Origin of the sequence: Microbacterium sp. MMO-20, assembly GCF_037147735.1 — a bacterium.
In the GTDB taxonomy this organism is placed as follows: domain Bacteria; phylum Actinomycetota; class Actinomycetes; order Actinomycetales; family Microbacteriaceae; genus Microbacterium.
In genome coordinates this window covers 39,778-63,360 of record NZ_JBBCUU010000002.1, presented here as the reverse complement: position 1 = coordinate 63,360, position 23,583 = coordinate 39,778, and the positions used below count along the sequence as shown (strand labels likewise).

General features: G+C 68.4%; 19 protein-coding genes and 1 tRNA gene. 8 read left to right on the top strand and 12 right to left on the bottom strand.

Annotated elements, in window-relative coordinates; all coding sequences use genetic code 11:
* Positions 1 to 34 precede the first annotated feature (34 nt).
* A complete protein-coding gene (locus WFI52_RS03960) occupies positions 35 to 1,255 on the top strand; it encodes an AI-2E family transporter (protein WP_336626025.1) in 1,221 nt (406 codons plus the stop codon).
* On the opposite strand, the gene ligD is transcribed toward WFI52_RS03960, so the two are convergent.
* Genes ligD through WFI52_RS03945 form a run of 3 tightly spaced genes read right to left on the bottom strand, consistent with a single transcriptional unit; the run spans position 1,256 to position 5,835 of the window.
* Positions 1,256 to 2,281 carry a non-homologous end-joining DNA ligase gene (ligD, locus tag WFI52_RS03955; protein ID WP_336626026.1) on the bottom strand — a complete coding sequence of 342 codons (1,026 nt, stop codon included), beginning with the start codon at positions 2,279 to 2,281 and terminating at the stop codon, positions 1,256 to 1,258. It lies immediately after the preceding gene.
* Between the two features lie 24 nt (positions 2,282 to 2,305).
* Entirely contained in the window at positions 2,306 to 3,334 is a 1,029-nt protein-coding gene (locus tag WFI52_RS03950; protein ID WP_336626027.1) for an SseB family protein, read from the bottom strand.
* A gap of 44 nt (positions 3,335 to 3,378) precedes the next feature.
* Positions 3,379 to 5,835 carry an ATP-dependent helicase gene (locus WFI52_RS03945; protein WP_336626028.1) on the bottom strand — a complete coding sequence of 819 codons (2,457 nt, stop codon included), beginning with the start codon at positions 5,833 to 5,835 and terminating at the stop codon, positions 3,379 to 3,381.
* Between the two features lie 237 nt (positions 5,836 to 6,072).
* Here WFI52_RS03945 and WFI52_RS03940 point away from each other — a divergent pair, with 237 nt between their 5' ends.
* From WFI52_RS03940 to WFI52_RS03930, 3 genes are all read left to right on the top strand, one after another.
* Complete coding sequence (locus WFI52_RS03940; RefSeq protein ID WP_336626029.1) at positions 6,073 to 6,471, top strand: YccF domain-containing protein; 399 nt, start codon at positions 6,073 to 6,075, stop codon at positions 6,469 to 6,471.
* 75 nt (positions 6,472 to 6,546) lie between these two features.
* Entirely contained in the window at positions 6,547 to 8,136 is a 1,590-nt protein-coding gene (locus tag WFI52_RS03935; RefSeq protein ID WP_442927685.1) for a catalase, read from the top strand.
* Positions 8,137 to 8,256: 120 nt separating this feature from the next.
* Positions 8,257 to 8,329 (top strand) — tRNA-Met (locus tag WFI52_RS03930).
* 389 nt (positions 8,330 to 8,718) lie between these two features.
* On the opposite strand, the gene WFI52_RS03925 is transcribed toward WFI52_RS03930, so the two are convergent.
* Positions 8,719 to 9,759: a hypothetical protein gene (locus WFI52_RS03925; protein WP_336626030.1), complete on the bottom strand. Its 1,041-nt coding sequence runs from the start codon at positions 9,757 to 9,759 to the stop codon at positions 8,719 to 8,721.
* A 114-nt stretch (positions 9,760 to 9,873) separates the two neighbouring features.
* Here WFI52_RS03925 and WFI52_RS03920 point away from each other — a divergent pair, with 114 nt between their 5' ends.
* Positions 9,874 to 10,893, top strand: coding sequence for a LacI family DNA-binding transcriptional regulator (locus WFI52_RS03920; RefSeq protein ID WP_336637395.1), 1,020 nt, complete (start codon positions 9,874 to 9,876; stop codon positions 10,891 to 10,893).
* 6 nt (positions 10,894 to 10,899) lie between these two features.
* Here the strand turns inward: WFI52_RS03920 and WFI52_RS03915 are convergent, their stop codons facing one another.
* Positions 10,900 to 12,030: a hypothetical protein gene (locus tag WFI52_RS03915; RefSeq protein WP_336626032.1), complete on the bottom strand. Its 1,131-nt coding sequence runs from the start codon at positions 12,028 to 12,030 to the stop codon at positions 10,900 to 10,902.
* A 140-nt stretch (positions 12,031 to 12,170) separates the two neighbouring features.
* Here WFI52_RS03915 and WFI52_RS03910 point away from each other — a divergent pair, with 140 nt between their 5' ends.
* Entirely contained in the window at positions 12,171 to 13,322 is a 1,152-nt protein-coding gene (locus WFI52_RS03910) for a hypothetical protein (protein WP_336626033.1), read from the top strand.
* Positions 13,323 to 13,368: 46 nt separating this feature from the next.
* On the opposite strand, the gene WFI52_RS03905 is transcribed toward WFI52_RS03910, so the two are convergent.
* From WFI52_RS03905 to WFI52_RS03885, 5 genes are all read right to left on the bottom strand, one after another.
* Positions 13,369 to 14,283, bottom strand: coding sequence for a ribokinase (locus tag WFI52_RS03905; RefSeq protein WP_336626034.1), 915 nt, complete (start codon positions 14,281 to 14,283; stop codon positions 13,369 to 13,371).
* A complete protein-coding gene (locus WFI52_RS03900; RefSeq protein ID WP_336626035.1) occupies positions 14,280 to 15,116 on the bottom strand; it encodes a carbohydrate ABC transporter permease in 837 nt (278 codons plus the stop codon). The genes WFI52_RS03905 and WFI52_RS03900 overlap by 4 nt, the downstream gene beginning before the upstream one ends.
* Complete coding sequence (locus WFI52_RS03895; RefSeq protein WP_336637400.1) at positions 15,113 to 15,895, bottom strand: carbohydrate ABC transporter permease; 783 nt, start codon at positions 15,893 to 15,895, stop codon at positions 15,113 to 15,115. Before WFI52_RS03895 ends, WFI52_RS03900 begins: the two co-directional genes overlap by 4 nt.
* A 179-nt stretch (positions 15,896 to 16,074) precedes the next feature.
* A complete protein-coding gene (locus WFI52_RS03890; RefSeq protein WP_336626037.1) occupies positions 16,075 to 17,376 on the bottom strand; it encodes a sugar ABC transporter substrate-binding protein in 1,302 nt (433 codons plus the stop codon).
* Positions 17,377 to 17,412: 36 nt separating this feature from the next.
* The gene (locus WFI52_RS03885) at positions 17,413 to 18,315 is read right to left on the bottom strand and encodes a nucleoside hydrolase (RefSeq protein ID WP_336626038.1); all 903 of its coding nucleotides are present in this window, start codon (positions 18,313 to 18,315) and stop codon (positions 17,413 to 17,415) included.
* Between the two features lie 323 nt (positions 18,316 to 18,638).
* Here WFI52_RS03885 and WFI52_RS03880 point away from each other — a divergent pair, with 323 nt between their 5' ends.
* Complete coding sequence (locus WFI52_RS03880; protein WP_336626039.1) at positions 18,639 to 19,202, top strand: alpha/beta fold hydrolase; 564 nt, start codon at positions 18,639 to 18,641, stop codon at positions 19,200 to 19,202.
* Positions 19,203 to 19,224: 22 nt separating this feature from the next.
* Here WFI52_RS03880 and WFI52_RS03875 read toward each other — a convergent pair whose 3' ends face one another.
* The gene (locus WFI52_RS03875) at positions 19,225 to 19,770 is read right to left on the bottom strand and encodes a DUF1361 domain-containing protein (RefSeq protein ID WP_442927701.1); all 546 of its coding nucleotides are present in this window, start codon (positions 19,768 to 19,770) and stop codon (positions 19,225 to 19,227) included.
* A gap of 49 nt (positions 19,771 to 19,819) precedes the next feature.
* On the opposite strand from WFI52_RS03875, the gene WFI52_RS03870 reads away from it, so the two are divergent.
* A complete protein-coding gene (locus WFI52_RS03870; protein WP_336626040.1) occupies positions 19,820 to 20,254 on the top strand; it encodes a hypothetical protein in 435 nt (144 codons plus the stop codon).
* A gap of 35 nt (positions 20,255 to 20,289) precedes the next feature.
* On the opposite strand, the gene WFI52_RS03865 is transcribed toward WFI52_RS03870, so the two are convergent.
* Positions 20,290 to 23,412, bottom strand: coding sequence for a S8 family peptidase (locus tag WFI52_RS03865; protein WP_336626041.1), 3,123 nt, complete (start codon positions 23,410 to 23,412; stop codon positions 20,290 to 20,292).
* Positions 23,413 to 23,583: the final 171 nt, after the last annotated feature.

The window sequence follows — 23,583 nt, the reverse complement described above, 5'->3', positions numbered from 1 at the left end:
AGCGCGGGCCGAGACGACCGGTTAGCGTCGAAGGATGGGACTCTTCCGCGCCTCCAGCCCCGTCGCCGTCCGCAGCTCCGCCGCCGATCCCGTGCGGGTTCAACCCGCCGGAAAGCCCGCGTCGCTGTGGCAGGACGGGTTCGGCAGCCTCGCGATCCGATCACTCCAGATCATCCTCGTCGTCGCCGTGGCCGCCGGGCTCATCATCGGGCTTCGCGAGCTCACGGTCGTCGTCATCCCGCTGCTGCTCGCGCTCATCCTCGCGTGCGCCTTCGCGCCGGTGATGGCGTGGCTGCGCCGGCGAGGCGTGCCGCCGCTCGGAGCGACCCTGCTCGTGCTGCTCGTCGTCGTCACGATCCTCGCCGGGATCGGGTGGCTCATCGTGGCGGCCGTCCGCGGTCAGTGGGGCGAGCTGTCGACGAAGGCGCAGCAGGGCTTCCAGCAGCTCCTGGACTGGGTTTCGACCCTGCCGTTCTCGATCGACCAGTCGCAGATCGACCAGTGGATCGACTCGGCGACCGACTTCCTCACCTCGGCCCAATTCGGCTCCGGAGCGATTGCGGGTGTGAGCGCGGTCGCGTCGTTCGTGACGGGCTTCATCCTGCTCGTCGTCGTCCTCTTCTTCTTCCTGAAGGACGGCCCGCAGATGTGGGCCTTCGTGTTGCGCCCGTTCGAGGGTGAGAAGTACGCCCGCGCGGTGCGCATCGGGTCGAAGACGGTCAGCGTGTTCGGCTCGTACGTGCGCGGAACGGCCTCGGTCGCCGCGGTCGACGCCCTCGGCATCCTCATCGGTCTCCTCATCCTGCAGGTGCCGCTGGCCGTGCCCCTCGCGGTGCTCGTCTTCCTGCTCGCCTTCATCCCGTTCGTCGGCGCGACGCTCGCCGGCATCCTCGCCGCGCTCGTGGCGCTCGTCGCCAACGGGTGGGTGGTCGCCCTCCTCGTCGTCGGTGTCGTCGTGCTCGTCAACCAGCTCGAGGGCAACTTCCTGCAACCGGTGCTCATGGGGCGCTCGATGAAGCTGCACGCCTTCGTCGTGCTCATCGCACTGACGGCGGGCACCGTCCTCGGCGGCATCGTCGGCGCTGTGCTCGCGGTGCCGCTCACGGCGACGGCGTGGGGCATCATCCAGGTGTGGGACGGGCCCGCCACCCCCGCCCGCTGGGCGCGACGCAAGCATCGCACCGACGAGCGCGCGATGGTGTCGGGGCGCGGCGCCGTGACGGCCAGGACGGCCGACGGAAAGGCGGCCGGCTGATCAGTCGGTCTTGCGCGCTCTGCTCGGCTGCACGCGCGGGGGCTCGCCCGGCATCTTCGGGAACTCCGGCGGAAACGGCAGCTCGCCGAGCCCTGCGTCGAGGTCGCGCTGCCACCACTCGAGCAGCGTGTCGATGCGTCCCGGGCGCGCGGCGAAGTCCGCCCACGGATCGCCGGTGGCGGCGAGTCGCTCCGGGACGGTGCGGACGGTGAAGGATGCCGGGTCGACACCTCCCGCGAGCTCGTCCCACGTGATCGGGGTCGCCACCGTGGCGCCGGGGAGCGCGCGCGGGCTGTAGGCGCCCGCCATCGTGCGGTCGCGGTTCGCCTGGTTGAAGTCGACGAAGATGCGCTCCCCGCGCTCCTCCTTCCACCAGTTCGTGGTGACGCGATCGGGCATCCGCCGTTCGAGTTCGCGCCCCGCGGCGATGACGGCGTGCCGCACGTCGAGGAACTCGTGCGTGGGCTCGATCGGGCAGAACACATGGATGCCGCGGTTGCCGCTCGTCTTCAGCCACGCTTCCAGCCCCGCCTCGCGCAAGACCTCGCGGAGCGCGGGCGCGACCGCCGCGGCATCCGCGATATCGGTCCCGGGTTGCGGGTCGAGGTCGATGCGCAGCTCGACGGGGTTGTCGGTGTCGGCCGCGAGCGAGGCCCACGGGTGGAAGACGACGGTGTTCATCTGCACCGCCCAGACGATCGCGGCGGCCTCGTCGAGGACGACCTGCGGATGCCGGCGCCCGCTGTTGTACGTGCACATGACTTCGTGCACGTAGTCGGGCGCCCCCTTGGGCGGGTTCTTCGAGAAGAAGCTCTCGCCCGCGACCGAATCGGGGAACCGCTCGAGCGAGACGGGCCGGTGCCCGTTGGCGCGCAGGAACGGCTCGGCGACGGCCGCGACGTATTCGGCGAGCTCGCGCTTCGTGATGCCGAGCTCCGGCCAGATCACCCGGTTCGGGCTCGACAGCGACACGTCGCGGGCCCCGTCCGGCCCCGCCACGGTCAGGGTGATACGCTCCGACGCCATGCGCTCACCCTAGGCCCGCTGCGCTCAGTCCGCGAGGGCCAGGACCGGCGCCAGGTCGTCGCGATCGAGCTCGATCCACGGGCCGGCGGGGTCGACGACGATCCCGGTGAGCGACGGCGCGGATGCCACCGCGCGCGCGAGCTGCTCGGCCGTGAGGCGAAGCGGACCGTCTCCGCGGCCCATCGCGATGACCTCGAGGGGGTGCGAGTAGACCTCGAGTCGCCGCACGCCGCTCTCGCCGCGCGCCTCGGCGAGACCGATGCGGCCGTCTTCGGCCTTGCGACCCGCGGCCCACACGGGCACGCGGCTGAGGGCCTCGGCGACCTGCGCGGTCGTCGCATCGGTGCGAGGGCCGGCGAGCAGCGTCTTCACCTCGAACGGCGCCGGCGCGCCCTCCTCGATCGCCTTCTTCACGAGCTCGATCGGCAGCACGAGACGGGCACCAGGGCTCGCGTGGTCGAGGGAGATGCCGTCGTAGCCCGAGTCGATCGCGGTGCGCAGCACGTTGTACGCGGCTTGACCGAGCGCCGACGTCGGGCCGCCGCTCTCGGCCTGCGCACTCGCCTGGACCGGCCCGCCGCCACTGAACACGAGGAGGAAGCGCTTGTCCTGGTGCGACGCGATCGCGAGGTTCAGCCCGCGGCCGGCCTCGAGCAGTTCTTTCGCGTCGCCCTGCGCGCGCACGTAGAGCTGCCCCTGCAGCGCCTGGCGCATGACGTTCATGATCTCCGCGGGCTGCGGGTCGTCGGAGAGGGCCCGCAGCGCCTGCTGCACCAGCACGTTGTCGGGCAGGCCCGGCACCGACTGCGTGGCGGGCGGGGCGGCTTCCGCCGGGCGCGCGGGCTCCGTGCTCGCGGCATCCGCCGCCAGGGGACGTGCGCTCTCCGGGCCGCGCCCGAACGTACTGACCGAGATGCCGACCTGCGGCACCGCTTCGGTCTCCTCCGCCGCGACGGGGGCAGCGGATGCCGCGGCATCCACCCCCTCGTCGGCGACGATCGGCTCGGGCGCGGAGGAGTCGTCGCTCTTGCCACGACGCGAGAACAGTGCCATGCGTCGAGCCTAAACGCCCGACGGGGGCCGCCCGTGCCCGAGCGTCACAGCTTGGCGATCGGCGCGATCTTGATGAGCAGCTTCTTCGGCCCCGCGGAATCGAAGCGCACGTGCGCGATGCGCTTCGCGCCCTCCCCCGTCACCATGTCGACGCGCCCCTCGCCGAAGTCGTCGTGGCGGATGCGGTCGCCGGGCGCGAGCTCGAGATCTCCGTTGTCGCGGACCTTCGCGGGGATGCGGTTGGCGAACTTCGTGACGTCGCCCGCCGGCTTCTCGCGTCGCGGCAGCGGCACGAGGTCGTCGCCGTAGCGCGACCCTCCCCCGGAGCCGCCGAAGCCGCCGCGGCCCGCACCGGGGCGCGCATTGAGCGCGCGCGACTGCGTACCGCCGCGCGAATTGACGTCGCCCGGCGACTGGCGCCAGTCGATGAGCTCGTGCGGGATCTCCTGCAGGAAGCGGCTCGGCATCGCCGCGGACACCTCGCCGAACTGCGCGCGTGTCATCGCGAGCGAGAGGTGCAGCTTCTTGCGCGCGCGCGTCAGCGCGACGTAGAACAGACGCCTCTCCTCCTGCGGCCCCCCAGGCTCACCCGCCGAGATCCGGTGCGGGATCAGGTCTTCTTCGACGCCCGTGACGAAGACGGCGTCGTACTCGAGACCCTTCGCCGTGTGCATCGTCATGAGCGAGACGGAGCCGGTGGCGTCGTCGAGGTCATCGGCGTCCGACACCAGGGCGACCTCCGTGAGGAAGTCGAGCACCGTGCCTTCGGGGTTGTTGCGGGCGAACTCGCGCGTGACCGCGACGAGTTCGTCGAGGTTCTCGACGCGGGCCTCGTCCTGCGGATCCTTCGACCGTCGCAGCGCATCGAGGTACCCGCTCTTGTTCAACAGGACGTTCAGCCCCTCGGTGACGGCGGTCGGGGGTGCCACCTCGCCCGACGGCGGCAGCATGATGGCGGATGCCTCGGCGAGCACGGCATCGAGGTGCGCGATCGCCTGCTGGATCTTCGGGCCGACCCCCAGCGCGGACGCGTTCGCCAGAGCGTCGCGGAAGGTGATCCCTTCCTCCGCCGCGTACCGCGCGATCGAGGTCTCGGTGACGTCGCCGATACCGCGCCGCGGACGGTTGAGGATGCGCCGCACGCTCAGCTCGTCAGCGGGGTTCGCGACGGCGATGAGATACGCGAGCGCGTCCTTGATCTCGGCGCGCTCGTAGAACTTCGTGCCGCCCATGATCTTGTACGGCACCGCGGAGCGGATGAAGATCTCCTCCAGCGCGCGCGACTGCGAGTTCGTGCGGTAGAAGACGGCCATCTCGCTGTACGGGATGCCGCGGCGACGGAGCGCCTCCACCTCGTCCGCGACGAACTGCGCCTCGTCGTGCTGCGAGTACCCGGTGAAGCCGACGATGGGGTCGCCGAGGCCGACGTCGGTCCACAGCTTCTTGTCCTTGCGGTCGAAGTTGTTGCCGATGACGGCGTTCGCGGCATCCAGGATCGTCTGGGTGGACCGGTAGTTCCGCTCCAGGAGCACGACCTTCGCACCCGGGTAGTCGCGCTCGAACTCGGTGATGTTGCGGATGTCGGCGCCGCGGAAGGCGTAGATCGACTGGTCCGAGTCGCCGACGACGGTGAGCGACGCCGCCTCCTCGGTCGGGGCGTCGAAGATCATCATCCCCGAATCGTGCGCCGAGCCGTCGGCACTGTACCCATCGGCGCCGGGAGGGCGCGTGAGCTCGTGGATGAGTGCGTACTGGGCGTGGTTCGTGTCCTGGTACTCGTCGACGAGAATGTGCCGGAACCTCTTGCGGTACACGTCGGCGACGTGCGGGAACGCGCGGAAGAGATAGACGGTCTGACCGATGAGATCGTCGAAGTCGAAGGCGTTCGCGCGCTGGAGCGCCCGCTGGTAGTCCGCGAAGATCTCCACGAAGACGCGCTCGGCGGGATCGCTCATGTTCGCCGTGCGGGCGAACGACTCGGCATCCGCGAGTTCGTTCTTGAGCTTCGAAATGCGGCTCTGCACGGATGCCGGAGTCAGGCCGAACGCGTCCGCCTCGTGCTCCTTGACGAGGCGTTTGATCAACGCGCGTGAGTCGCCCGAGTCGTAGATCGTGAAGTTCTTCGTGAAGCCGAACTGCTCGGCTTCACGACGCAGGATCCGCACGCACGCGGAGTGGAACGTCGAGATCCACATGCCCTGCGCGACGTCGCCAATGAGGCCCTGCACGCGCTCGCGCATCTCGCCTGCGGCCTTGTTCGTGAAGGTGATGGCGAGGATCTGGCTCGGCCACGCTTCGCGGGCGCGCAGGAGCGACGCGATGCGGCGCGTCAGCACGCTCGTCTTCCCCGACCCCGCTCCGGCGACGATGAGGAGCGCGGGTCCGCGGTAGGTGACGGCCTCGCGCTGCGGCTCGTTGAGACCGGCGAGCAGGTCGTCGTCGGGGCGGTTCTGGCCGGCGTCGCCCGCGCCGACGATGACGGGTGTGATGGGGTCAGGCATGTCCCCTCAAGTCTAGGCGCGGGGCCCGACAGCGGCGGCGCCCGATTGCGGCCGGAACCTCGCCGGGCGCGCGAGCCGGGGGCGCGAGCCGGGGGCGCGAGCCGGGCGCGCATAACTCAGGCAGAAGCGCCGTCGAGGCGCCGATCTGGCGCGCAGCGCACGATCCTGCCTGAGTTGTGGCCCGCACCTGCGTCGCGCCCGACACCGCCACGAGCCGACGCGAGCGAGAATGGAGCCATGCGCACGATCCTCAACATCATCTGGATCATCTTCGCGGGGTTCTGGCTCTTCGTCGGGTACGTCGCCGCGGGCGTCGTGCTGTGCATCCCGATCATCACGATCCCGTGGGCGATCGCGTCGTTCCGCACGGCCGGGTACGTCATCTGGCCGTTCGGGCGCACGATCGTCGCGAAGCCGACGGCGGGCGTCGGATCTTTCCTCGGCAACGTCGTATGGGTGATCCTCGCGGGCTGGTGGCTCGCGCTCGGTCACCTCGCGAGCGGAGTCGCGCTGTGCATCACGATCATCGGCATTCCGATGGCGATCGCCGACTTCAAGATGATCCCGATCTCGCTCATGCCCCTCGGCAAGGACATCGTCTCGACGCGCCAGGGCGCGTTCGACCGCACGCTGTGACGCCCGGCTAACACCCCTTTCCGCCCCTGGCAAGGGGGCCGCGCGGTGTCGGCGCCCCGACGTAGCGTGGCGATCGTGACAGATTCCCCCCGCTCCCACGACCACACGTCCATCGAGACGGCCCCCTCCGCCGAGGCTCGGCTCGGCTCCACGACCGACACGGGTGCCCCCGCACCGAGCGACCGCAATGCCCTGACGGTCGGCGCCGACGGCCCGATCCTGCTCCACGACGTCCACTTCGTGAATCAAATGGCGCATTTCAACCGCGAACGCACGCCCGAGCGCAATGTGCACGCCAAGGGGTCGGGCGCGTTCGGCTTCTTCGAGGTGACGGCCGACGTCAGCGCCTACACGAAGGCGAGCCTGTTCCAGCCCGGCGCGCGCACCGACATGCTGGCGCGATTCTCGACGGTCGCCGGCGAGCAGGGCTCGCCCGACACCTGGCGCGATCCGCGCGGCTTCGCGCTGAAGTTCTACACCGACGAGGGCAACTACGACCTCGTCGGCAACAACACTCCCGTCTTCTTCATCCGCGACGCGATGAAGTTCCCCCACTTCATCCGCTCGCAGAAGCGCCGCGGCGGCAATGGACTGCGCGACAACAACATGCAGTGGGACTTCTGGACGCTCAACCCCGAATCGGCGCACCAGGTGACGTACCTCATGGGCGACCGCGGCATCCCGCGGTCCTACCGCCACATGAACGGCTATGGCTCGCACACCTACATGTGGATCAACGCGGCCGGTGAAAAGCACTGGGTGAAGTATCACTTCCACGCCGACCAGAGGATCGAGGGGCTGACGGATGCCGATGCGACGCGCATCGCGGGAGAGGACGCCGACTTCCACCGTCGCGACCTGTGGGACGCGATCGAGCGCGGCGACTTCCCCTCCTGGACGCTCTCGGTGCAGCTCATGCCCTACGAGGACGCGAAGACCTACCGCCTCAACCCCTTCGACCTCACCAAGGTGTGGCCGCACGCGGACTATCCGCTGCATGAAGTCGGCCGCATGACCCTCGACCGCAACCCGGCGAACTTCTTCGCCGAGATCGAGCAGGCGGCATTCGAGCCGTCCGCCCTCGTGCCGGGCATCGGGTTCTCACCCGACAAGATGCTCCTCGGCCGAGCATTCGCATACGCCGATACCCACCGTCACCGGATCGGGGCGAACTACCTCCAGTTGCCGGTCAACCGCCCGCACGTCGAGGTGAACACGTACACGAAGGACGGCCCCATGGCGTACGAGCACACGGGAGATGCCCCGGTGTACGCGCCGAACTCGTTCGGCCGCGGCTACGCCGACGAGGTCGGCGAGGTCGACCCGGGCTGGGAGGTGGACGGCGCCATGGTGCGCCAGGCCTACACGCTGCGCGAAGACGACGACGACTTCTCTCAGGCGGGCGCGCTCGTGCGCGACGTGTGGAACGACGAGCAGCGCGCCGCCTTCGTGAGGACCGTCGCGGGCCACCTGCTCGGCGGAGTCACGGGGGACGTCCTCGAGCGTGCGTTCGCGTACTGGAAGGCGGTGGATGCCGCGACCGGCGCCGAGATCGAGCGTCTCGTCCGCGGTGACGCAGACCTCGGCGGACCGGGCGGCCAGGCGGATGCCGCGGCGCACGACGCGTCCGACCCGATGGTCGAGGACGACACTCATGCGGGCTGATCGCGTCACACGGCGTCGCACAGCGCAACAGCCGGACACACTCTCGGCGGGTGTCGGCCGGTCGGGTTAGCGTGGCAGAGCCCCCGCCGGCATCCCACGGATGACGCGGCGGGGGCACATCGCGGCGATCCGGGTGGTCCCGGGCACCGGCTCATAACCGGTTGCGTTGCGGGTTCGACTCCCGCCGTCGCGTCTACATCGCCCGACTCCCGAATCCAGTGATGTCAAGGGATCGCCAGTCGTTGGCTGAGCACTGACAAGGCCCGTTGGACACGAGGCGGACACGGTCGCCGCCCTACGAGCGCGGTGAGCTCCGGCTCGAGGACGTCTAGGATCCGTCCGACCAGCGCGCGGACAGCGGCAGCGACCTGTGCGACTTCGGTGTCGGCACTGTCGTCGATTGCGAGTCGAGTGAGTGGTGACCGGTCGAGGCCCCGCGTGTCGAGCCAACTGATTTTGCACCCGAAGGCTTCCTGCGTCAGGGGCGGCCCCAAGCCCTGTTGGGTCGAGGTCCAACGTGAGCGCGGGCCGCCGGCGGCCGGAGCGATGGCGGGCCGCCGCGTCGAGACTTTGTGGGCGAGTCTACAAAGCAGCCGTCGACCGCGCGATGGCGTACGTCCACAGCGAGTTCGGATCCAGGGTTGCGGTGGAGAACAGGACTGTGATCGATGCCTCATCCGGCAACGTCCCGTACTCCGTCCGCAGGAATCCGGGGTTGTGCGTGCGAGCGGTCCCGGACACGGTTGATCCGATCACACCTTCCGTGGTCCAAGTCCCCGACCCCGACCACGCGTGCGAACCCGACAGGCTCAGAACCTCGACCTCCGTAGAGATATAGGACGGGCTCGACGACGGATAAGGGTGTCGCTCGCGCACAGCATAGAAGCGGTCGCGCTGCGGCGAGTAGACGACGTCAAAGTTGTTGAGGAAATCCTGCGCGCCGTTGGAATCGAGGAGGCCCGACGTCGTGAGGTCATGGACGCCGCTCACCACCGGACCCGCCGCACCGTCTAAATCGACGAGCGCCATGCGCCCCTTCGTTCCCGTCGAGTACCCCTCAGTCCAGAAGAGTGCGACGGTGCCGCTCGCGGGGTCCACCGTCGTCGCGCTCGGCTGACCAATGCCCCATTGGGACGCCGAGATGCCGGCCGCGAAGGCCACCACCGGCTGCGGGTTCTTCGTCCACGGTCCATCGAGGCTGTTGGCGAACGCGACGCCGATCTGATTGTGGCACGAGCAATTCTGATCGTTGCCCAAATAGAACATCGCATAGGCGTAGGACTGGCCGTTAAGCACCGCGTTGACTCGCGCGACCGACGGATCGCAGATGTGGTACGAGTCCCAGCCGCTCGCTGACGCCGTCAGGACGGAGGCGCTCGAAGAGACCGACCCGCCGCTCCGCTTCACCATGAACACGTCATCTCGGATGTCGCCGCTCGCTCGACTATGACAGACGTAGTAGCGCTCCGTCGATCCAGCGATTCCGGAGGGCGCATAAGAGTACCCCTGCGCCTGGATCGACCCAGCTGCGTAGATCGCCGCGGTTGCCGACCAAGGACCCACCGCAATGGCGGCAGGCCCAGACAGGCACAAGACGGCTCCGAACGCCGCGGCGATGATCACCTTCAAGAATCGCGTCATTGTGATCCCTCATCATGTGCGCATCGGACGCTCGTCCAACGCTACTCCAGTAGACAGCCCCTTTGTAATTGATCTACCCGAGTAGCGCAAGGCGCTATGGTGTGCGTGGAGGTAACGATGAGCCGACCTACGCGCCGCGATGTCGCAGATCGGGCTGGCGTGAGCACCGCTGTGGTCAGTTATGTGGTCAACGATGGCCCACGGCCTGTCGCAGAGTCGACGAGAGCCCGCGTGCTGGCCGCGATCGCCGATCTCGGCTACCGTCCGAATGCCGCCGCAAGGGCGCTCAAGCTCTCGCGCACGAACATCATCGGGCTCCTGATCACCGATATCCGCAATCCCTTCTTCTCCGAGTTCGCCAAGCTCTTCCAGGACCTTCTGCATCAGCGCGGCTACAGCGTGACGATCGGGAACACCGAACTGGATCCGGAGCTGGAGCGGAGCCAGATCGACGCGATGCTCGCCCAAGAGGTCGATGGTGTCGTTACGTTCGGCCTCACCACCTCTGAGCCCCTCGAAAGGCTGATGAGCGAGGGCGTGTCCGTCGTTTCTTTGGACTGGCGCATCCGCGAGGGCCCCATCCCCACCATCGCCGTGGACGACTACGGGGCGACTCAGCTCGCCGTACGCCACCTCATGGAGGACGGGCACACCGAGGTGGGATTCATCGGCGGCCCAGAGCTCTCCGGCATCGCCGGCGCACGCATCCAGGCCTGGCGCAACGTGGTGGGCGAGTCGGGCATCAGCCCGGAGCGGTTGAAGGAGATCGAGGCCTTCGGAGAGTTCTCGCGCCGCGGGGGCTTCGACGCGATGACAGTGCTGCTCAGCAAGCCCAAGCGACCGACAGCCGTCTTCATCTCCTCTGACGTCCAGGCGCTCGGAGCGCTTCATGCCTGCAGAGAACTCGGACTTCGCGTGCCGGAAGACGTCGCGATCGTCACATTTGACGGCACCGAGGACTCGGCGTTCTCGGCGCCTCCTCTCTCTGTCATCCAGCTGCCCCTGCAGGCGATGGCCGAACAGGCCGTGGATGCGGTGCTCGGCGTCGGCGAGGCGTCAGCCCTCCACGTCACCCTCCCTCACTCGCTTTCCGCGCGTGCCTCGTGCGGGCACTGAGGCCACTCATCCGCCGAGCGTGCCGGCGTAAGGCTCCCGCCGCCCGTCGGAGAGCGCGCCCACGAGAGAACCCTGCCAACCGGGAGGGCGGAACGAGCCGTACAGCCGAGGCAGGGCCTCCTGCAATGCGCGCTCGTACTCGTGTGGGTCGTCGCGGTGGAACACGGTCGTGCGTCCGTCGCCCGCGTTCAGCTCGAAGGTGTAGAGGCCGCTCGGATGGCCCGACGCGCGGCACGGCACGAGGTCGTTCCGGATCTCGGCATCCGTCGTTCGCACCTCTTCGCGAGGGACGATGAGGTACCCGCTGCCGTCGCGGTGGACGATGGCGGACTTCGATACCTCCAGCCACGCGGCCGTCTCCCAGACGGCGTGGCGGCGGCGGTAGACGCGGTCAGCAACATCCCCTGGCGGATCCTCGTCGAGGGCCCGGAGGAAGTCGATCCTCGTCGACGCCCCGAGCCCGTAGATCAGGTAGCGCTTCAGCGCCGGATGCAGGTGCGCGATCCACGCGAGGCTGTCCATCCACCACAGCGTGTTGTGCGCACCGTAGGAGAAGCAGTCGACCTCGGTCGCGCACGGATAGAGGGCGAGCGGCACATCGGAGGCGATGAGCCGGTTGACGGCGATCGGATCGAGGTAGACGTTCCACTCGAGGTAGTCGAGCGAGGTCGATCCGGCGCTGAGATGCACGCGACCGACTTTCTCCGCGAACAGCGCAGGGTCGCGGTTGAGTGCGACGGCGATCGGCCTGGCCGATCCAAACGACATGATCTCCACCGGCTCGTCGGAGTCCCTCAGCGTCTGGAGGATCAGGTTCGGGCCGGCCTGCTGGAACGCGGGCACGTCCCGCATCTGATCCTCTGCGCTGCGCATGCGCGCAAAAGGCGCGATGCCGTACGGCACCGCGCGCCCGAAGAGCGCGTTCAGCTGGGTGACGGGGATGACACCGGGTTCCCGAGGACCGGGATAGCCAGGGACCCCTTCGAGCACCGAGTCCCGCTTCTCGACGGACACGTCGAGGACGATCGCGCGCAGGTCGATCCGGTCGTAGCCGAAGGGCAGTACGAGGTCGAAGTTGTCCCCCGGATCCTCGGGCGGCTGATAGAGGTCCGTGACGACGATGACGGGGACCGACATGGGGCGCCTTTCTGCTGTTCGGAGACCGGGAGGCGTTGCCGACACCAGGCGCTCTGGATCCGGCTTCCCCTTCACACAGGGAGTCTACTCGAGTAGTCTCATCGCCATGCTACTCGAGTAGCACGAAGAGGAGGAGTGCAATGTCGCACCGAAATTACGAAACCCCCTGGACCCGAGGCGTCATCGCCGCCGCCGCCGCACTCGTGCTGGCCGCGACGGGGAGCCTCGCCGCGAGCGCCGCATCCGACGGCGGGCATGCGGGGGCTGGCGACATCACGTGGGACCCCGATTCCGTCGCCGAGGTCTACGCGCCCGCAGACGGGTTCTACAGCTACGCGCCGTCGGTGGTCCGCGACGGGGACACCGAGTGGATCTGGACCTGTCACAACGACGAGTACCGCGTCATCAAGGATCACATCTACATGACCAAGATCGTCGACGGCAGTGTGGTGGAATCGCGTTCGGTGCTGCAGGCATCGCCCGCCCCGTCATGGGACAGCTACCACGTGTGCGACCCGAGCGTGGTCGCCGGAAAGTTCGGCTACCAGGGCAAGAAGTACACGCTCGCGATGTTCTACCTCGGTAACGATCTCGATGCCAGCGCCCACAATCAGGTCGGGGTCGCCTTCGCCAACGATCCGGGCGGACCGTGGGTCAAGCTGTCGAAACCGATCGTCACCTTCGAGCGCACGGACCAGTGGGGTGCCGGTCAGCCGACGGCCGTGATGATGCCAGGAAGCCCGAGCAAGGTGCTCCTGGGTTACACGCAGGGCGACACCTCGACCCGGGCGTACGTCACCGAGGTGGACCTGAAGAGGGCCGAGGCGTTCACCACGTCGCGACCTGTCCAGCTGCCCACGAGCGGGCTGACGGGCACCGACGGTGCGGTCGATTACCTGAACGGCTTCGACCTCGTATACGACGAGAGGAACCGGCGTTTCCTCACGGTGCGCGAGCAGCATCCGTATCCGACCGACAACCCGTGGTGGATCGGACCGGCCGTGCAGGTCGACTCGATCGGAGCACGTTATCTGCGCGACGGCCGGGGGTCGTGGATGCCGGTCGGCGACATCGACGAGGCCCTCACCGGCTTCACACGCAACCACAACGCCGGTTTCGCTCGCGACTGGTCGGGCCACCTCCCCGACGAACGCACGGTCACGGTGGTCTTCACGAAGAGCTGCTCGAGCCTGCCCACCGTCGACGATCAGGACTGGAGCCAGGGCACCTGCGACTCCCTCTATTCCTACGACCTCTGGTCGGTGGACGGCCGCATTGGCAGAACGCGGTGAGAGGGCCGAAGGGGTGGGCGCGATCCGCGTCCACCCCTTAGATACATCAGTGTGCGTGCGCATCCTTCCACGCGATGACCTCGCTCAAGGTGGGATAGGACGTCTGCGTACCGGGAAGCGTGGTGGCATACGCTCCGACGGCGACGGCGACGGCGACGGCGACCTCGATCGCGTCTCCGGCTGCCAGCCGCGCGACGAGAGCGCCCATGAACGCGTCGCCGGCGCCGCTCGTGTCGACCGGCGACACCCCCGGAGCGGTGATGTGCGTCGACCCGCCCCGCGTCACGAGTACCGCTCCCCGGGCTCCGAGCGTCACGACGAGTGTCTCTGCGCCCACGGCGGACCGCGCGATCTCCAAGGCCTCATGCGACTCGGGGTTGGCGTCGATGCCGGTCGCGGCGAGCATCTCATGCTCGTTCATCACCATGACGGCCACCCGCCCGCTCACATCTGCCGGGATGGGGCGGTACGGCGAAGGGTTCAGCACGAACGCCGCCCCCGACCTCTCGGCCTGCAGCGCAGCAGCGACGACACAGTCATCCGACACCTCGAAGCCGCTCACCACCCACGACGCCGACGGGAAGTCCCGGTTCACGTCGACGACGGAGAGCTCGGCGTTGGCGCCCTCCGACACGACGATCAGATTGCGACCCTCGTCGTCGACGAAGATCACCGCCTCGCCGGTGGCAACAACGGAGGTCTTCCGCACGGTCGTGGTGCGAACTCCCGCGGTCGAGACGACGTCGAGCAGGTACGCCCCGGCGGCATCGTCGCCGACCGCGCCGATCAGGGCCACCGCGGCTCCGAGCTTGGCGGCGGCGACCGCCTGATTGGCGCCCTTTCCGCCCGAGCATGTGGACTGGCTGGTGACGTGCAGGGTCTCCCCCTCGGCCGGCAGCCGGTGCATCGTGTAGGTGCGGTCGAGATTGAGCGAGCCCACGACGACGACGTCGACACTCATCCCTTGAGTCCCGTCGTCGAGAGCGACTCGGTGTACTGCTTCTGGAAGAACAGCAGCAGGATCATCGGGATGATGCTGAGCACGAACGACCCGGCGAGGATCTGCCCGAGGTCGACGGTGAACATCGTGCTGAGGTTGGCGAGGGCGATCGGCGCAAGCTGGCGCTCGGGAGAGGTGCCGATCAGCAGCGGCCAGAGGTACGCCTGCCACTGCGAGAGGAACAGCATCATCCCCGCACCGATGAGAGCCGGCTTCGACAAGGGCAGCACGATCCGCCACAGCGTTCCGAGGCGACCCAGGCCGTCAACCTCGGCGGCGTCGATCAGCTCTGACGGGATGCCGAGGAAGAACTGTCGCAGCACGAAGATGGCGAACCCGTTGGCGAGTGCGGGGAGGATGAGTCCCGCATACGAGTCGGACAGATTCCACCCCTGGAACAGCGACGACAGAGGGATGGCGATGGCGTCGAAGGGGATCATCGCCACGATGACGATGAAGCTGAAGACGAAACCCCGCCCGCGGAACTCCATCGTGGCGAGGGCGTAGGCCGCGGGCACCGCGATGAGCAGACCGAAGAGGATGGTCGCGCCGGCCACGAAGAAGCTGTTGAACAGACCGAGGACGAACGGTCCGCTGAGCAGCACCTCGTAGTTGCTGAGATCGCCGCCCCAGGGCACGAAGGCAAGCCATGACAGGGGTGTCATGTTGTCGACGTAGCTGTTGCCCGGTCGCGTCGACGACACGAACACCCACCACAGGGGCAGGAAGACGGCGACCGCGATGAGCCCGCCGGCGGCAGAGAGGGTGATGGTCGCGGCCCGTGAGCGCCTCATGACTTGTCCTCCCGGAGCAGACGGAACTGGATGGCCACGATGACGGAGAGCAACAGCATGAGCACCACGACTTCCGCCTGGCCGACCCCGAGGTCGTTGAGCAGATAGGCCCGGTTGTAGATGTCGTACATGATGAAATTCGTCGCGCCGTTCGGACCGCCCTTGGTGAGCAGCTGCACGGGCGCGAAGATCAGGAACGAGCCGACGGTGCACGCGATGAGCACGAACGACATCGGTCGCTTCAGCAGGGGCAGGGTGATGGAGAAGAGGCGACGCCACCATCCGGCGCCGTCGAGAGCGGCGGCTTCGTAGAGACTCTCGGGGATGTCCTTCAGCCCGGCGATGATGAAGATCATCCAGTAGCCGATGGCACCCCAGGTCACCATGACGCCGATCGAGAAGGCAGCCTGATTCTCGGATGTCAGGAACGGCTGAGCCGGCAGTCCCACGGCTTCGAGCATCGAGTTGACGAGACCATCGGGCTGCAGGGCGGTCGACCAGATCAGCGCGACGACCGCGCCGGGCACCGCCGCCGGCACGAAGATCATCGATCGCCACAATCCCACAAGCGGCACGCTCTGCACCGTCAGGAGGGCCAGAGCGGCGGACAGCACGACGATGACCGGGTTGAGCACGAGGTTGAAGACCAGGGTGACCAGGAGAACCGAGTGGAATCCGGCATCCGTGAATAGATAGGCGTAGTTCTCGATTCCCGCGAGCGTGGTCTCCCCCGTCGCGAGCGACGTCGTCTGGAAGCTCTGCCCGATCGCACTGATCATGGGCAGCACGCGCAAGAAGATGAGGGCGAGCAGCGCCGGCGCAAGCAAGAGCAGGGCGGTGGATGTGGTCCGTACGGCCCGCCGTCGACGCTGCTTCGTGCGATCGGAAGGAGGCGGGACTGCGGGCTCCGAGGAGCCCGCAGTCCGCCGTGGACGCGATTGCGTCACAGTCATGATTCCTACTTCAGTCGGTCGATCTGTGCAGTGATCTCGTCGTCGGCCTGCGCGGCGCGTTCCTGGGGGTCGGAGCCGTTGCGGATGTCGGAGAGCATCTGGTTCGCACCCGGTTCGAAGACGCTGTACCCCACGACAACCGGGCGGTGCACGGCGTTGTTCTGGAGCTGGAACTCCATGATCGTTCCGAAGGGAGCAGAAGCGTCCCCCGCGACAGCGCTCACCTTATCGGCGTACGCCTTGTACGCATCCTTCTGCGTCGGCGTGATGCCGGCCACCTCGGCGGACTTGGCGTTGCCCGTCGGGTCGATCGTGATGTAGTGCAGGAATTCCTTGGCGGCATCCATGTTGGCGCTCTTGGCCGCGATTCCGACACCCCACGAATCGGTGGACGTGGCGGCCTCGCCGCCCTCGAAGTACGGCGCGGGCGCCACTCCCCAGTTGATGTCACCGGCCTCGTTGACCGCCACGCCCCACGGGCCGGAGATCATGAATGCCGCTTTGCCCGTCTGGAAGAGAGCGCCGTTCTTGTCGTTCGTGATCCCCCGGGGCGAGAGCCCCTCTTCGAACAGGTCGTGGTACCAGGTGAGGGCCTTCTGCCAGCCCGGGTTGGAGAAGTCGACGACACCGTCCTCGTCGATTCCGTCTCCGCCTCCCGCCGAGACACCCACCATCTGGAACTGGTAATAGCTGTCCCACTGGTCGAACAGGAACGGATACTCGGTCACACCAGCCGCTTGCACCTTGCGGGCAGCATCCGTCAGCTCTTCGTAAGTCCACGGCGACTCAGGGTCGCTCGGCGGAGCGTCCACGCCCGCGGCATCCAGCACGTCGGTGTTGTAGTACAGGAACTGCGACGTCGTCCAGGGTTCGATGGCACGGAGAGTGCCGTCGACCTCGCGGGCCGTGACCATCGACTCGGAGACCGCGGCCTTCATCGCCTCATCCTTCATGTCGTCGAGATCCGCGAGGAAGCCCCGGTTGGTCCAGTCGACGGCGGCGCCGCCGGCGTCGACGACCATCACATCGATGCCGCCGCCCCCACCGCCGAGCCGCTGGTTGATGGTGCTGGTGTATTGGGCGTAGGGGATGTTGAGCTGCTTGATCGTGATGTTCGGGTGGTCCTTCTCGAACGCCGCAATGACGGTGGCCCAGGTCTCAGCCGGGTCGGCGTTGGCGAAGGTCAGCGTGACCTTCTCGCCGTCGGCGTCCCCTCCCGCGCTGGTCGGGCCGGAACAACCGGCGATCGCCAGTCCGATGACGACGGATCCGGTGATGACCCCCAGTCGGGTTGTGAACTTCCGCATGTGTGCTTCTCCTCGTTGAGTGGTGTGCCGGAGTGATTACGACTGTGTGGGGGCGCCGACGGCAGCGGCAGCCAGGATGCGCTCGATGATCTCGGCGGCCACCGCGTCCACGTCCGTGTCGACGACGATGGAATGCGGCCCGTCGACATCGGGGGTGAACGTGGTGACGCCCTCCGCGTGCACCGTGACGATGCCGCGTGCGACCTCGAACAGGTCGGGCCGGGCTAGCGTGAGCACGGCGATGGGATCGTGCGGCACGTTGTAGTCCTGCGACGCAAAGTCCCAGAATCGGCGCATCTCTGCGCTGACCATCTCGCCGAGGGGTCCGGCAACACCGATGCGATCGAGCTCGGCGCGGCCGAGTCGCACGCGCTCGGTCTGTTCGAGGCCGACCGCGAGCACCGGCACGCCCGAGCGGAAGAGCTCGTCGGCGGCGGTGATATCGCACCGGATATTGTGCTCGACGATGCCGCGGTCGAACTCGCCGCCCATGATGAGCACCTGTTCGATGCGATGTCCTGGCTGGGCCACGGCGGCGGCGATGTTCGTGAGCGGCCCGATGGCCGCGATGGTTGCGCTGCCCGCCAGGAGCTCGAGGGCCGTCTCCGGGGATGCGTAGGTCTGAGCGTCGAGGTCGGCGATCGTCGACCCCTCGTGGCCGGGCCACCACACCTCCCGCCCCGACAGAGTCTGCGCCAGACCCGGGGCGATCGGCGGTGCGGCAATGCCTGCCACCGAGTAGGCCTTGGCGACGATGCGGGCGCGCAGAGCGACGTCTCCGTATACGGTCGTGATCGCCGCGACGTTGAGGCTCGGCGACCCGAGGATCATGGACAGCGCGAGAAGGTCGTCGACATCCGTGCCGATGTCCGTGTCGAGCACGAAGGTACGCGGATCGTCCGACGCGTGCTGCACTGATCGCGGCGCTGAGTGGCTCATGTATTCCCACCTAGAGGACTCGGGGATCGGTCGCGGCTGTGCGACCGATATCGAGATGCTACTCGAGTAGATCTACTCGAGTCAACTCTCGAGACTTTCGGGTCATCCGCCCCCTGGCAGGCATCGACCGATCGACACCCGGGGGCTGCGTCAAACGCCGCGATCGCTGCCTCACAGATCAGGCGAGCACGTGAGCCCGGCACTCAGCGGCCAATCGACCGGCGCGGCGGACGGGTTCTTTCGTGGACACCATATGGACACAACCCGCGTAGATCCAGACTGATTCTGCGACCCCGCGGCAGCCGCATGGGAGACTGGATGCCATGACGACCGCGACGATCTCGACGTTCGATCCCGATGGCCGCGCCATCGCCTACATCGACGAGGGCGCGGGTCCCGCGCTCGTCCTGATCCCCGAGACGGGGCAGGACATCGCCTCGCTCGGCACGCTCGCCTCGATCCTCGTCGAGGAGGACTTCCGCGTGCTGCGTCTCGCCCCTCTCGCCGTGACCGCGGACGTGAGCGGCCTCGCGCAGGCGGTCGTCGACATCATGGATGCCGTGGGGCTCGAGCATTCCTGGATCGGCGGCCACGGCTTCGGCGGCACCGTCGCGCGCGCGGTCGCGCTCGGCCACCACGATCGCGTCAACGGCGTCCTCCTGATGGCTCCGGAAGACGTCGACGGCGACCTCGTCGACGACATCCCGGTGCTCGTCATCCACGGCACCGACGACGACGTGACGCCCCTCGCCGTGAGCGAGCGGCTCGTGGCATCCGCCCCTGCCATTGCGAGCCTCAAGCAGGTCGAGGGCGCCGGGCACCTCTTCCCCGTGACGCACCCCGGCGAGACGTCGTGGTTCATCGAGGACTACCTCGACTGGGACTGACTCGCCCTGAGCTCCGGTCGCGTCAGCGCGCGGAAAACAGCGAAGCGGCCGCGAGCGCGTAGACCGGCACGTAGATGAGTGTGATCAGCAGCGCGTGCGTGACGACGAAAGCGAACGCCTCGAGCGCCTTCCCCCGCACGCGGAAGTGCGCCGCGAGCTTGCGGAGCATGCCGAGGGGATGCCGCACGTCCCAGCTGTTGAACCTCAAGTACCGCCCGAGGTAGACGCCCACCGCACCCAGCACGATCACCACCACCGCGAACGCCCAGCTCGACGCGGGCACGGCGGGGCGCGCGGGATCGATGAAGAGGACGATCAGCACCGTCTGCAGGATCGCGAGGCTGAGCACCGCGTTCGCGATCCCCGAGATGGTCAGGGCGAGCGTCTGGACGATGTCGTACCAGAGCGGCACGGGCGTCGGGCCGTCCTCGCGGTGGCTGAGGTTCAGCTCGGTGATGAGGTACACCGAGTTCGGAAAGAACAGGAGCCAGACGAGCGTCGCGAGCGCGATCCGCTCCCCCTCCCACGGCCCTCTCCTCTCTCGTACTCTCTCGCACTCCCCGCCGATTCGCAGGTCGCGGCTCTAGCATCGGGGCATCCGAGTCGAGGAGGACAGCATGCGCACCCGCGTGATCGCGCTCGCTCTGGCCGCGATCGTCACGGCTGGGCTCGGCCTCGCAGCGTGCGCGCCCTCCACGAACCCGCAGGGAGAGTCCATGAGCAGGACGACGCCGAGCGCCCGCCCGCCGTTCCAGACCACGACGCCCGGCCCGGTTTCCTCCGCGGCGCCGACGGGCACCCCTACCGACGTGCCGGCGGCGAAGTGGGACGCGCTCGCGGCCGACCTCGCGGGGCGAGGCGTGTCCGAATCCCCCGAACTCCTCTCCGCCGAGGCCGTCACCTTCAGCGATTCCTCGCTGGGCTGCCCGACGCCCGGCCAGTCGTACACGCAGGCGCTCGTCGACGGGCTGCGCGTCGTCGTGACGGCGGGCGGGCAGACGTACGACTACCGCTTCGGAACGGGCGATGCCCCCAAGCTCTGCACGCGCTGAGCACGCGCTGAGCTTGGGGGCATCGCCGCCGGCCCCTACTTGAGCTTCACCAGCAGCGCCTCGCTCGCGCCCGACGGGTTGTCCATCACGACGACCATCGACCCGAGCGGCTTCTGCGCCTCGACCTGGGCCGCGTTCACCTTCACCTCGACCGATGCGGTGCGGTGCTGCGCGACATCGACGTACTGGCCGTTCGTGATCGCCGGTGCGGACGGATCGTAGGTGGCCCAGCCCGACGCGGCATCCGTCCCGCCGTTCACACCGTACGTCTGCACCGTGTAGTCGAACGCCCCCGTGATGCCGAGGTCGGCGAGGTACACGGGCAGCAGCATCGTCGACGAATCGGTCGGCGCCTGTGTGAGGAATCCGCTCGCGCCGAGGGCGCCCGTCTTCGCGTCCACGATGAACACTTCGGCGATGCCGTTGGTGTCGCCCGCACGGACGGCGCCCGAGTCGGCCGACAGCACGATCCAATCCGCAGACCCGTCGCGATCGCTATCGATCAGGACGTCGTACTCGTTGCTCGCCGCGTTGGACCAGCGCCTATGCATGTTCACGGCGAACACCGCGAGCGCGTCGTCTCCACTGCCGAACGACTGCACGCCGGCGGCACGCAGGTCGTATCCGGTGTCCGCGAGGGATGCCGCGGCATCCTTCTCATCCGACAGCCCCCACGTATAGACGTCCGCTCCGGCGCTCGGCTGCGCGCCGAAGAGGTTCCACAGCGAGATCTTCTTCGTGGCGTCGGCGACCTTCTGCTTCTTCGTGAAGAGGGCGGGCGTCGCGCTCGAGACCGTGCTCGAGGAGCGCGGAACCAGCAGGTAGGGCACCCGCAGGGTCGAGTCCGCCGAGGTCAGCGTGATGTCGCCGGAGATCTCGTAGTACGCGAACTGGTCGGCCCCGCCGACGGAACTCGGCACGTCCTTCGCCGCGGCGCCCACCGTCAGGAGGATCTTCGCCGAGCTGCCCGGCGCGACCGTGATCGACGACGAGGAGAGGAACACCCGCGCCTTCAGCGACTGCGCCGACGGCGTCGTCGAGACGTCGTACGTCACCGGCGCCGGGCCGTCGTTGCGGACCGTCACCGTCTTGATGCCGCCGAAGCCGAGCGGCGACTCCTGGAAGCCGAAGCTCAGTGCAGCCTCGCGGGCCCAGCCGCTCTCGGTGCGGAACGCGTCGCCGGTCGCCGTGACCGTCGTGGCGACGGCCTGCGCGGCATCCACGAGCCCGAGGCCTCCGATCGTGATGCTCTCGCCGACGACCTTGTCGGGGTCGGCGGTGGAGACGACGGATGCCGCGAGCTGCGGCGCGCTCCACTCCGGGTGCGCCTGCGCCGACAGCGCCGCGACACCGGCGACGTGCGGAGCGGCCATCGACGTTCCGGAGAGGACGGCCGCGCCGTTGCCGGAACCGACCGCGGCCGACGAGATCGAGACACCGGGAGCGGCGACGTCGGGGCTCACGGCGCTGTCACCCGAGCGGGGGCCCGACGAGGTGAACGACGCGTAGGCACGGAATCCGGGGTTCGCGATCTGCGCCGCCGCGAGCGAGACGGTCGCGCCGGTCGTGAACAGGGATCCGTTCGAGGAGCGGACACCGAGGAACGGGATCGTGACGAGATAGGGCTCGCCCGTGTCGGCGTTCTCGGTGATCTGTCCCTCATAGGGCGGCAGGTCGTCGGTCGAGTTGACCATGAGGGCTGCCGCGGCGCCCGCCTGCTGCGCGTAGATCGCCTTCGCGACGCGCGCGCACGAGCCGCGCTCCGAGACCGCGAGCTGGTTCCCGTCCGCTGTCACACCCGCCTTCGTATAGGCCTCCACCGAGCAGCCGATCGCTTCGTTCTCGGGCGTCGCGGGGTCGTCGACGAGGCGCACGACGGTGAGATCACCGAGGCCATCGAGGGACGCTCCGTTGGCGTTGATGGCCTCGACCGCCTGCCCGTCGACCGTGACGGTCGCGCCGGGGAAGCCCTCGGCGCTGTCGACCGCCGACACCGCGATCACACCGTCGCCCGACCCGGGCGAGCCGGTCAGATAGGGGCTGTGCCCCGCGTTGCCGGCGGACGCCACGACGACGACGCCCGCGCCGACGGCGTTGGCGGCGGCCACGGCATCCGGGTCGTCTCCGCGTCCGAAGGACGAGCCGAGCGAGAGGTTCACGACGTCCATGCCGTTGTCGACCGCCCAATCGAGCGCCGGGACGACGACGTCCGTCGAGCCGTCGCAGCCGAAGACGCGGATGGCGTAGAGGTCGGCCTGCGGTGCGACGCCCGGGCCGACGCGGAAGGTGTTCGACGGCGTGGAGGCGTCGTAAGGGCCGGTGTATCCGGCGCCGTCGGCGAGGACGCCGGACCCGGCGGCCGTCCCGGCGACGTGCGAGCCGTGGCCCTGGCAGTCGAGCGGGTTCTCGTCGGGGTGCGGCACCGGCTGGTAGCTCGCGCTCGACGGATCGGCGTTGTAGTCGTCGCCGACGAGGTCGACGCCGCCCTTCACGCGCGGGGCGTCGGGGCCGTAGAGGGCTGGGTCGGCGGGCTGGTCGGCCGCCGCATGCGCCGCCTCGTACGCCTCGGGCGTGCCGGGGCCGCCGAACGTCGCGTGCGTGTAGTCGATGCCGGTGTCGATGATGCCGACCTTGATGTTCTGGCCGGTGTATCCGGTGTTCTGCCACACCTCGGGCACGCCCAGGAACGGCACCGACACGGAGTTGTCGATGGAGTAGCGGCGCACCGGATGTACGGCGACGACGCCCGGCAGCTCCGCCACCGCGTCGAGCTGATCGGCGGGAACGGATGCCTGAACCCCGTTGTACGCCGACGCCATCTGCGCCTGCACCTCGCCACCCGTGCTCTCGACCGTCTCCACGACCTCGCTCTGCGCATCGGTGAGCGTCGACTTGACGTCGTCGCGCTCGCCTTCGCTGAGTTCGCGACCGCTCTCAGCCTCGACGACGGCGACGGGGTCTCCCTCCATCTCGATGACGACGATCACGTGGCCGTCCGGGCCGATGGCGCCCGCCGTATAGGACGAGTCGATCGCGCCGCGCGAGGACGACGCCGAGAAGCGCGCACCGGGGTCGTCGTCGGGCGTCGCCGCCAGGGCTGCGGATGCGGGGAGCGTGAGCAGGGTCGCTCCGATCACCGCCAGGATGCGTCGTTGCAAGGGGGTCCGCCTTTCGTGCAGGGGAGAGCGCACTCCGGGGGTAGGAAGTGGCTGAAAGGAGGCTATGCATCCCCTGCATGAAGACGGAACCCCTCACTCCCCAGGATGAGAGGATCCTCATCCCCGAGGGTGCACTCTTTCTCCCCGAGGGTGCACTCGTTCGCGCCGGGG

Excerpts from the sequence above, each read along its gene's own strand:
- ligD (WP_336626026.1), bottom strand. The coding sequence starts at position 2,281 with ATGGCGTCGGAGCGTATCACCCTGACCGTGGCGGGGCCGGACGGGGCC.
- WFI52_RS03940 (WP_336626029.1), top strand. The coding sequence starts at position 6,073 with ATGCGCACGATCCTCAACATCATCTGGATCATCTTCGCGGGGTTCTGG.
- WFI52_RS03920 (WP_336637395.1), top strand. The coding sequence starts at position 9,874 with ATGGTGTGCGTGGAGGTAACGATGAGCCGACCTACGCGCCGCGATGTC.
- WFI52_RS03895 (WP_336637400.1), bottom strand. The coding sequence starts at position 15,895 with ATGATCAGTGCGATCGGGCAGAGCTTCCAGACGACGTCGCTCGCGACG.
- WFI52_RS03960 (WP_336626025.1), top strand. The coding sequence starts at position 35 with ATGGGACTCTTCCGCGCCTCCAGCCCCGTCGCCGTCCGCAGCTCCGCC.
- WFI52_RS03870 (WP_336626040.1), top strand. The coding sequence starts at position 19,820 with ATGCGCACCCGCGTGATCGCGCTCGCTCTGGCCGCGATCGTCACGGCT.
- WFI52_RS03910 (WP_336626033.1), top strand. The coding sequence starts at position 12,171 with ATGTCGCACCGAAATTACGAAACCCCCTGGACCCGAGGCGTCATCGCC.
- WFI52_RS03905 (WP_336626034.1), bottom strand. The coding sequence starts at position 14,283 with ATGAGTGTCGACGTCGTCGTCGTGGGCTCGCTCAATCTCGACCGCACC.
- WFI52_RS03880 (WP_336626039.1), top strand. The coding sequence starts at position 18,639 with ATGACGACCGCGACGATCTCGACGTTCGATCCCGATGGCCGCGCCATC.
- WFI52_RS03890 (WP_336626037.1), bottom strand. The coding sequence starts at position 17,376 with ATGCGGAAGTTCACAACCCGACTGGGGGTCATCACCGGATCCGTCGTC.
- WFI52_RS03950 (WP_336626027.1), bottom strand. The coding sequence starts at position 3,334 with ATGGCACTGTTCTCGCGTCGTGGCAAGAGCGACGACTCCTCCGCGCCC.
- WFI52_RS03945 (WP_336626028.1), bottom strand. The coding sequence starts at position 5,835 with ATGCCTGACCCCATCACACCCGTCATCGTCGGCGCGGGCGACGCCGGC.
- WFI52_RS03885 (WP_336626038.1), bottom strand. The coding sequence starts at position 18,315 with ATGAGCCACTCAGCGCCGCGATCAGTGCAGCACGCGTCGGACGATCCG.
- WFI52_RS03900 (WP_336626035.1), bottom strand. The coding sequence starts at position 15,116 with ATGAGGCGCTCACGGGCCGCGACCATCACCCTCTCTGCCGCCGGCGGG.
- WFI52_RS03915 (WP_336626032.1), bottom strand. The coding sequence starts at position 12,030 with ATGTCGGTCCCCGTCATCGTCGTCACGGACCTCTATCAGCCGCCCGAG.